8 protein-coding genes and 1 pseudogene are annotated in these 8,524 nt (G+C 37.1%); all 9 read right to left on the bottom strand.

Going from position 1 to position 8,524, the window contains the following annotated elements; translation table 11 throughout:
- A pseudogene (locus H6F47_RS25715) lies at positions 1-212 on the bottom strand (hypothetical protein); the annotation flags it as partial.
- Between the two features lie 146 nt (positions 213-358).
- Entirely contained in the window at positions 359-3,652 is a 3,294-nt protein-coding gene (locus tag H6F47_RS25710) for a type I restriction endonuclease subunit R (RefSeq protein WP_190651606.1), read from the bottom strand.
- A complete protein-coding gene (locus H6F47_RS25705; protein WP_347237704.1) occupies positions 3,640-3,942 on the bottom strand; it encodes a VapC toxin family PIN domain ribonuclease in 303 nt (100 codons plus the stop codon). Before H6F47_RS25705 ends, H6F47_RS25710 begins: the two co-directional genes overlap by 13 nt.
- A 6-nt stretch (positions 3,943-3,948) precedes the next feature.
- Entirely contained in the window at positions 3,949-4,122 is a 174-nt protein-coding gene (locus H6F47_RS28960; RefSeq protein ID WP_347237700.1) for a hypothetical protein, read from the bottom strand.
- A 43-nt stretch (positions 4,123-4,165) separates the two neighbouring features.
- Positions 4,166-4,426 (bottom strand): plasmid stability protein, encoded by a 261-nt coding sequence (locus H6F47_RS25700; RefSeq protein ID WP_190346475.1) that lies wholly within the window; start codon positions 4,424-4,426, stop codon positions 4,166-4,168.
- Between the two features lie 197 nt (positions 4,427-4,623).
- On the bottom strand, positions 4,624-5,844 hold the full coding sequence (locus H6F47_RS25695) for a restriction endonuclease subunit S (protein WP_190651604.1): 1,221 nt from the start codon (positions 5,842-5,844) through the stop codon (positions 4,624-4,626).
- A 24-nt stretch (positions 5,845-5,868) separates the two neighbouring features.
- Positions 5,869-6,288, bottom strand: coding sequence for a type II toxin-antitoxin system VapC family toxin (locus tag H6F47_RS25690; protein WP_190651601.1), 420 nt, complete (start codon positions 6,286-6,288; stop codon positions 5,869-5,871).
- Positions 6,285-6,563 carry a DUF2281 domain-containing protein gene (locus H6F47_RS25685; RefSeq protein WP_190651600.1) on the bottom strand — a complete coding sequence of 93 codons (279 nt, stop codon included), beginning with the start codon at positions 6,561-6,563 and terminating at the stop codon, positions 6,285-6,287. The genes H6F47_RS25690 and H6F47_RS25685 overlap by 4 nt, the downstream gene beginning before the upstream one ends.
- An 80-nt stretch (positions 6,564-6,643) precedes the next feature.
- Complete coding sequence (locus H6F47_RS25680) at positions 6,644-8,260, bottom strand: class I SAM-dependent DNA methyltransferase (RefSeq protein ID WP_190651598.1); 1,617 nt, start codon at positions 8,258-8,260, stop codon at positions 6,644-6,646.
- Between the last annotated feature and the right edge of the window lie 264 nt (positions 8,261-8,524).

Below are 8,524 nucleotides of genomic sequence, written 5' to 3'. Positions count from 1 at the left end.
GGGGACTGGGGACTGGGGACTGGGGACTGGGGAATGGTGACTGGTGACTGGTGACTGGGGACTGGGGACTGGGGACTGGGGACTGGGGACAGGTGACTGGGGAATGGTGACTGGGGAATGGTGACTGGGGAATGGTGACTGGTGACTGGGGACAGGTGACTGGGGACAGGTGACAGGTGAATTTTAATCAGTTCTGTGTCTTGACTGTCCATCTGGGTTTGTCAACTCTCCTAGTGGACAATTTTAGTTTGTCCAGTCACTCGGTGGACAAAAATTTTGTCAGGTTGTCCAGTAGACAAATAAAGCGACTTAACCAAGATTAGCGATCGCCTGGAGTGGTAGAATACAGATAACTTTTTCAGCAAACCCTAAATAATTTAGCTTGTTCTAACACCAATTCTGTAGCCAAAGCTTGCATATCAGGAGGATAACCATACTCCCTTAATAACCTTTTTACCATGACTTTCATTCTCGCTCTGACATTTTCTTTAATATTCCAGTCAATGCTGGCGTTTTTTTGGATTCTTTGCACTAAAACAATAGCTAATTCTCGCAGTTTATCTACTCCCATGACATCCCTAGCACTGTCATTTTCAGCTAAAGCATCATAAAAAGCCAGTTCATAATTAGATAAACCTAATTCTTCCCCCCGTTGGTCGGCTTTGGTAACTTCCTTTGCTATATTAATCAGTTCTTCAATTACTTCTGCTGCACTAATAACCCGGTTTTGATATTTTCTCAGGGTATTTTCTAATAATTCTTTTAAACTCCGACTTTGCACTAAATTAGTTTTTTGACGGGTTCTAATTTCATCATTGAGGAGTTTTTTCAAGAGTTCCACAGCCAGATTTTTATGTTCTAAACCTCTAATTTCTGCCATGAAGCTATCAGAAAGAATGGAAATATCTGGTTTTTTAATTCCCGCCGCATCAAAAATATCTATTACTCCTTCTGATACTAATGCCTGGTCTACCACTTGTTTAATAGCTGTGGAAATATCATGATGAGAAAGTCCATTACTGTTACTATCAAATTTTTGTAATCTGGCTTTTACAGCTTGAAAAAATGATACTTGTGCAGCTACATTCATAGCTGCTGCTGAGGGAACAGCTAAAGCAAAGGCTTGAGACAGTGCAGTAACTTCTTGATTAAATCTGTCCTTACCATTTTCTAAACTTAATATATGTTCCTCAGCTTCTAAAATAATTTGCAGTTTCCGTCCAGTGTCACTACTAAAATATTCACTATAAGCACAACCAGCCATTAATTGTTCTACTATTTCTAATTTAGTCAACATTAAATTAATAGCCGCTTCTTGGTCTAATGTAGGTTCTCCCTTGCCTCCACTTTCTGCATAAAAAGCTAGGGCTTCTCTCAAGTCATTTCCTATTCCTAAATAGTCAACTATTAACCCCCCTGGTTTATCTAAATAAACACGGTTTACCCTGGCTATGGCTTGCATGAGGTTATGGCCTTTCATGGGTTTGTCAATGTACAGAGTATGCAAACAAGGTGCATCAAACCCGGTTAACCACATATCACAAACTATTACTAGCTGTAGTGAGTCCTGGGGGTCTTTGAGTCTGCCAGCTAAAATACTCCGTTCTCGTTTGCTGGTGTGGTGTTTAGCCATTTCTGCACCATCACTAGCACCGGCAGTCATGACTACTTTTATTGTTCCCTGGTCCAGTTGGTTACTCCCCCACTCAGGACGTAGGTTAATTATTTCTTGGTAGAGTTGCACGGCAATAGCACGGCTAAAGGTAACTATCATACCTTTACCAAAAAATACCTGTTGCCTGGTTTCAAAGTGTTGGATGATATCTTGGGCAATGGTTTCTAGTCTTTGGGTTGCACCGATGACAGCTTCTAATTTGGTGCGTTGGGCTTTGGCTTGTTGGACGTTTTCACCTTCTCCTAGTCCTTCTAAGTCTTCATCTAGTTCTGCTAATAATTGTTTTCCGGTTTCGTCTAGGTCTATTTTTACCAGTCGGCTTTCGTAGTAAATAGGAACTGTTGCCCCGTCTGTGACGGCTTGGGCAATATCATAAATGTCTATGTAGTCTCCAAAGACGGCGGGGGTATTTTGATCTGTTTTTTCTACTGGTGTCCCCGTAAAACCGACAAAGGTAGCATGAGGTAAGGCATCACGAATATATTTAGCGAAACCATAGCGGGTTTGTTTACCAATAATTACGCCATTTTCATCTTTGATATCAATTTCTCTGGCTTTGAAACCGTACTGGCTACGGTGTGCCTCATCTGCTAAAACAACGATGTTATTACGTCGTGATAAGCTATCAGGTCTTATAAGTTCACCAAGTAAATATATATTTTCTTCTACTGCTAAATTGAGTTTACTAACAATTGATAGGAAGATTTGAGGATATTTCTTACAGAAGGCTGGAGGTAATTCGTCCGTTGGTGCAAATTTTTGTATGGTTGTAAATACTACACCACCTGAAGCTACATTAAGCAGTTCTCGGAGATGTTTGCTATCTTTGGCTTGTTGGGGTTCTTGTCTCAGGAGTTGACGGGATGCAGCAAAGGTATCAAATAATTGGTCGTCTAGGTCGTTACGGTCGGTTAATACGACGATGGTAGGGTTATCTAGGGTTAATACCAGTTTTCCAGTTAAGAATACCATTGATAAAGATTTACCACTGCCTTGGGTATGCCACAGTACGCCTCCTTTTCTAGTTTGAATATCATTATTTTGTAGGGATAATTCATGAATTATCCCTACGGGTTGGTTTACGGCTTGAATGACTCTATCAACGGCTTTGTTAACAGCGTAATATTGATGATATGCTGCTATTTTTTTAATAGTTTTGATGGTGGTAATTTTGGTTTGGGGGTGTTCTTGTTTGGTTTTTTCAAATACGGTAAAGTGACGAATAAAGTCTAATACTGTGGTTTTATTACATAGTCCTTTAATTACGGTTTCTATTTCAATTTCTTTTCCTGCTTGGGTTTCGTTTTTTTCAGAAAGTTTCCACTTCAAAAACCGGGAGAAGTCAGCAGATAATGAACCTACACGGGCTTCTAAACCGTCGGCAATTATTAAGAAAGCGTTATAGGTAAATAAGCTGGGGATTTCGGCTTTATATGTTCCTAGTTGATTAAATGCTTTTTCTATGGTGGCTTTTTCGTCTGCTGGGTTTTTGAGTTCTATGACTACTAGGGGTAAGCCGTTAATGAATAATATAATATCTGGACGGCAGTTATGGTTATTTTCAATGATGGTAAATTGATTAACTGCTAAAAATTCGTTATTTTCTGGGGTTTGAAAATCAATTAACCAGACTTTATCACCTCTGGTAATTCCGTCTAATTGATATTCTATATCTATTCCTTCTGTGAGGTATTTATGGAAGGTTTCGTTATTATTAATTAGGTCGGGACTGCTAATGGTAGTAATGATCCGTTGTGCTTGTTCTCTGGCTTCTAGGGGGATGTGGGGGTTAATGGTGTTAATGGCATGGGTGAGGCGGTTTTTGAGGATAACATCATTATAATTTTGGCGTTCTAACTGGCGTTCTGGGTTGTCGCTGTCAGGGGCAATAGTAGCAGCGTGTATGTAAGCATAGCCAATATTTTGTAATAGTTCTATGGTGTATTCTTCGGTTTTATCTTCGTTTAGTTTGTCCATATATCCCAAGGGTTAATAATGTTAATTTGGCATTCTCTAAAGTCTTCAACATTACGAGTAGCAATTTCGGCATTATTGGCTAAACAAATAGCAGCAATTTGAGCATCGGCTTGAGAAATAGGTCTACCAATTTTCTTTCTATGTGCAGCAATTTCTGCAAAACATACAGCCGCTTTCTCTTCAAAAGGGAGAATTTTTTCAGCAAAATCTTCAATAAACATAGCCTGGGCGGTTTCTTTCAAGGCTTGACTACGTTTACCATCCGGTAGAATAGCAATACCATAGAGAATTTCTGCTTAGGTAATGGTGGTAATAAATAGTTTTTCTCTCGGTTGTGTAGCCACCCAATTTTTTACTCTTTTTGAACCTTGGGTATTCATTAGTTCTGAGAGTACATTAGTATCGAGAACTATTTTCATATTTCTGTTGTAAGCTGTTGTGCATTTAATTTGTATAAGTGGAACAGGCATCTTGCCTGTTAAACAAGAGTTCAGAACATTAGGATTATACAATTTAGCTGTGTAACAGCTTATTAAAATTGGGTGGTGTTCTAATAGGTTCTCTGTTAATTTCTGGTAATTGAAATTCTCCCAATTTTGCAAAGCGGTTTTCAATGGCATCTGTTAAGTTAATTTGCGGTGTTTTTTCTGGTATTAATACACTTTGCAGGATGGCTTTTATTTCTGCTTCTATGGTGTTTCCGTTTTGGGCTGCACGTTGTTCTAAAAGTTTGGTAATATCTGGTTCTAGTTGGTGAATAGTAATTTCAGTCATGATTCAGGTTTTAAGTAGGTTATTTCAATTATAATTTGATTTTTACATGATGTCTCTATGGCGTTATTGTTTATTAATTTGTAGGTTGGGTAGAACGCAGTGAAACCCAACAAGTGCTTATATCAATTTTGGGTAAATGTTGGGTTTCGTTCCATGCTTCGCAACGCTAACGCGAACAACCCAACCTACAATTATTTTTATTCTTTAATTCTGATTTCTCCACTCATTAATTTTGGGAGGAGTGCATCACGGGTTTTTGTTAATGTTTGAATTTGTTTATTATTGTTAATAATTTTATCTATTAAAGGTGAAATAATTTTTGTAGAAACCGTTAAAAATTTTCTATCTGGAATAATACATAAAGCATCTGTTAAATGTTTTCTTTGAATATGTCCCATTGTGGTAGCTTTACCTTTAGCTATATGTCTAAAAGAATCTAAATGTTGTAATAGCCATAAATAATATAACCATTTAGGGTATTCTTGAGAATAAACCTTAAATAAATGCTGATTTAAAGCTCCCTTTCCTAAATGCCATATTACAACTTCTAAACTGCCTGACCATGAAAAAATAACATCTCCATTATTGATAATATATTCTAAAGGAATATTAGTATTTGCTTTATCTGTATTATTAGTAATCCCAGATTTTAATTCTCTAATTTTGATAACTGGTAAAAACTCAGATTCATTGATAGGAGGATATTTTTGAAGAGGTAAACCATTTAAAAAATCTGCAATTTTGTCTAGTGGTAAAATATTCCAACCTGCGGGAATATCGCCTAATTCAGAAGGAGACATTGCACCCCCAGAGGACTTGTAAGGTTTACCCTCTTCATTGGGAAATTCAAAATCAATAAACCAATGCTTAAATAGGGTTTGTGCTATCTTTTCTAGGGTTTCGTTTTGTCGTCTGAGGTTGTCTATTTTGCGATCAAGATTTGCTAAAGTTTCTCCTATTTCATATTGGACTTCATAGGATGGTAAATCTGGTAATTGTAACTCTCTAATATCAGACATATTGAGATGTTCAACAGTAGAGCCAGATGCTAGTGTCTTCATCTGATGCTGTACTTCACGAGATAACAATAAGTAAAGTAAATAATAAGAATAAACTCTTTCTGGATTTGGTCTTATTAAAACTGTTCTTTGACCTAAACAAGCTCTTTGCCCCTTGGGAATAATTCCTACTTCTCCAACAGGTGCTTCCCTTGCAAGTATTAAATCTTCAGGTCTTGGCTCTAATCTTTTTATCCAGTTTTGATAAGTTTCTTCAGATACTTTATTTGCATTTTTAAAATCTATAACACCTCCTTTTATATCGGTTGTTCTAATAGACGGAATACCTCGTTCCTGAGTTGGGGCTGTTTTATGTTCACAATCAACTATATTTAAGCATACTTTCTCTAAAGTAATCATAATTAACACCCCACCTTTACTAAATCAACAAAACCAATTCTCTATTTGCAAACCATCAAAATCTTGAAAATCTGCCACATTATTAGTTACTAAAATCAAATCATTCGTCACCGCAATAGAGGCAATTTGACCATCAATAAAAGCAGGACTTTTACCAACCTTAGATAACCTTACTCTCTTCTGTGCGTGATATTGTGCGGCTTGGAGAGTATAATCAAATAAAGGCAGTTGTGCTAAAATTACATTATTTATATAATCCTCTATATCTTGACGTTTTTTAGACACAGGCAGACGTAAACAACCATATAACATCTCATGGATAACTACGGAAGCTGTGGCTGTTTCTTGTCTATATAACCTGAGCTTTGCCATTACCTTCTCATTCGGTAGAGGGCGTTTAGCCTCCGATAAAATATTAGTATCTAGTAAATACTTGAAACTCATAAATTAACCTCTCTACCTGGTGACTTATCCCGTAAATTCTCAAAAGTATCATCATCAATACTTTCTAAATCAACCCTTTGTCTAAAGTCTTGTAAAGCTGACCAAAAATCATTAACCTCTTGAGTCTCTGTTAAAACTTCTTGATTCCCAGATATAGCAACTGGTATTTTAGCTGATAATTTATACTTGAGAAATTGAATAAAATCTAAAACCTCCTGTTGTTTATCTGTGGGTAAATCTCGCAAATTGTCTAAAACTGCTTGTTCCAGAGTCATAATTTTACCTCTACTACTAACTTCTACTACTAAGATACAATTTACAGCAGGGAACTATCCCCTGTACCCTCATTGACAATTTAATCAATCTTAAACCCCACCTTGGCTAACTGTTCCTTAATCTCCTTATCTAAATCTTCCCCCTCTCGCATTTGTTCCCCCAACTCTAGGGTTAATTTCTCCATCAATTCCTGAAATGATTCTCCATCCTCCACAACATCAGGTATTCCCACATACCGCCCCGGTGTTAACACAAAATTATGTTTTTTAATATCCTCAATAGTTGCTGATTTACAAAATCCCTTAATATCCTGATAATTCCCCTTCTCCAGTTTCCATTGATGGTAAGTATCAGCAATTTTATTAATATCATTATCTGTTAAAATCCGATTCCGGCGATTTATCATTTCTCCCATTTCGGAAGCATCAATAAATAACACCTCATCCTTACGACTGCGGTTTTTATTCCCATTCTGTTTAACATTTTTATAACGACTAATAAACCACAAACAAGCGGGAATCCCAGTATTATAAAATAACTGAGTTGGTAACATGACAATACAATCTACTAAGTCAGCTTCTACTAACTTCTGTCTAATTTCTCCCTCTCCTCCAGTATTGGAAGATAACGAACCATTGGACAACACAAAACCAGCACTTCCTGTAGGTGCTAAATGATAAATAAAATGCTGTACCCAAGCAAAGTTAGCATTACCTACGGGGGGTTTACCATATACCCAGCGTCCATCATTTTGTAATAATTCCCCTCCCCAGTCACTATCATTAAAGGGAGGGTTAGCTAAGATAAAATCGGCTTTTAAATCTGGATGAGCATTATTTAAAAATGACCCCTCATTATTCCATCTAATTTGAGAAGTATCTATCCCCCGAATTGCCAAATTCATCTTACATAAACGCCAGGTGGTTTCGTTGCTTTCTTGTCCATAAATAGAAATGTTGTCAACCTTTCCCTGGTGTGCTTCGATAAATTTCTCACTCCAAACAAACATTCCCCCCGAACCACAGCAAGGGTCAAATACTCTCCCAGAATAGGGTTCTATCATTATTACTAATAATTTAACAATACTTTCTGGGGTGTAAAATTGTCCCCCCTTGCGTCCTTCTAATAAGGCAAATTCTCCTAAGAAATATTCATAAACTTGTCCTAAAACATCACCTTTTAGTTTGGCTGCATTCTGTTCTAAGTCTAAATCTAGTTGTTCAACATTGCTTTTTTCATCTTTAACTAATTTACAACTACCAATTAAATCTATTAAACTTCCTAGTGAGGCTTTATCTAATTTCTGTTGTGCGTAAACTTTCGGTAAAATTCCTTTTAATTGCGGGTTTTCTGTTTCAATGGTAATCATTGCCTCATCTACAAATTTACCAATTTCTGGCTGTTTAGCTTTAGCTTGTAAATAAGACCATCTAGTATTTTCTGGGACAAAAAACACATTTTCGGCTATATATTCATCTTTATCTTCTGGATCTGCACCTGCATAGATTCCTTCACCCTCTATTAATTTTTGGTGTAATTCCTCAAAGGAATCGGAAATATATTTTAAGAAGATTAACCCTAAAACAACGTGCTTATATTCGGCTGCGTCCATGTTCTTCCGTAGCTTGTCCGCCGACTTCCACAGCTTTTGTTCTAAGGTTTCGTTATCGGTTTTAGTGGTTTTTACTTTAGCCATGAGTGAATAAATATAAAATTAAAGGTAGATTAATCTGTAATACTCGTAAAAGTGCTTATTTGGGACAATGGACTAATTTAAACTGGTTTGTATAAATATATCAAGGAAAATAGCAAAATTTTTGCTGATATTTGGATCTAGGATTTTAACCAGTGGGGACTGGGGACTGGTGACTGGTGACTGGGGACTGGTGACTGGTGACTGGTGACTGGTGACTGGTGACTGGTGACTGGTGACTGGTGACTGGTGACTGGTGACTGGGGA

Source organism: Sphaerospermopsis sp. FACHB-1094 (assembly GCF_014696195.1).
Classification (GTDB): Bacteria; Cyanobacteriota; Cyanobacteriia; order Cyanobacteriales; family Nostocaceae; genus Sphaerospermopsis; species Sphaerospermopsis kisseleviana.
This window is presented reverse-complemented; position numbering and strand designations above follow the sequence as displayed.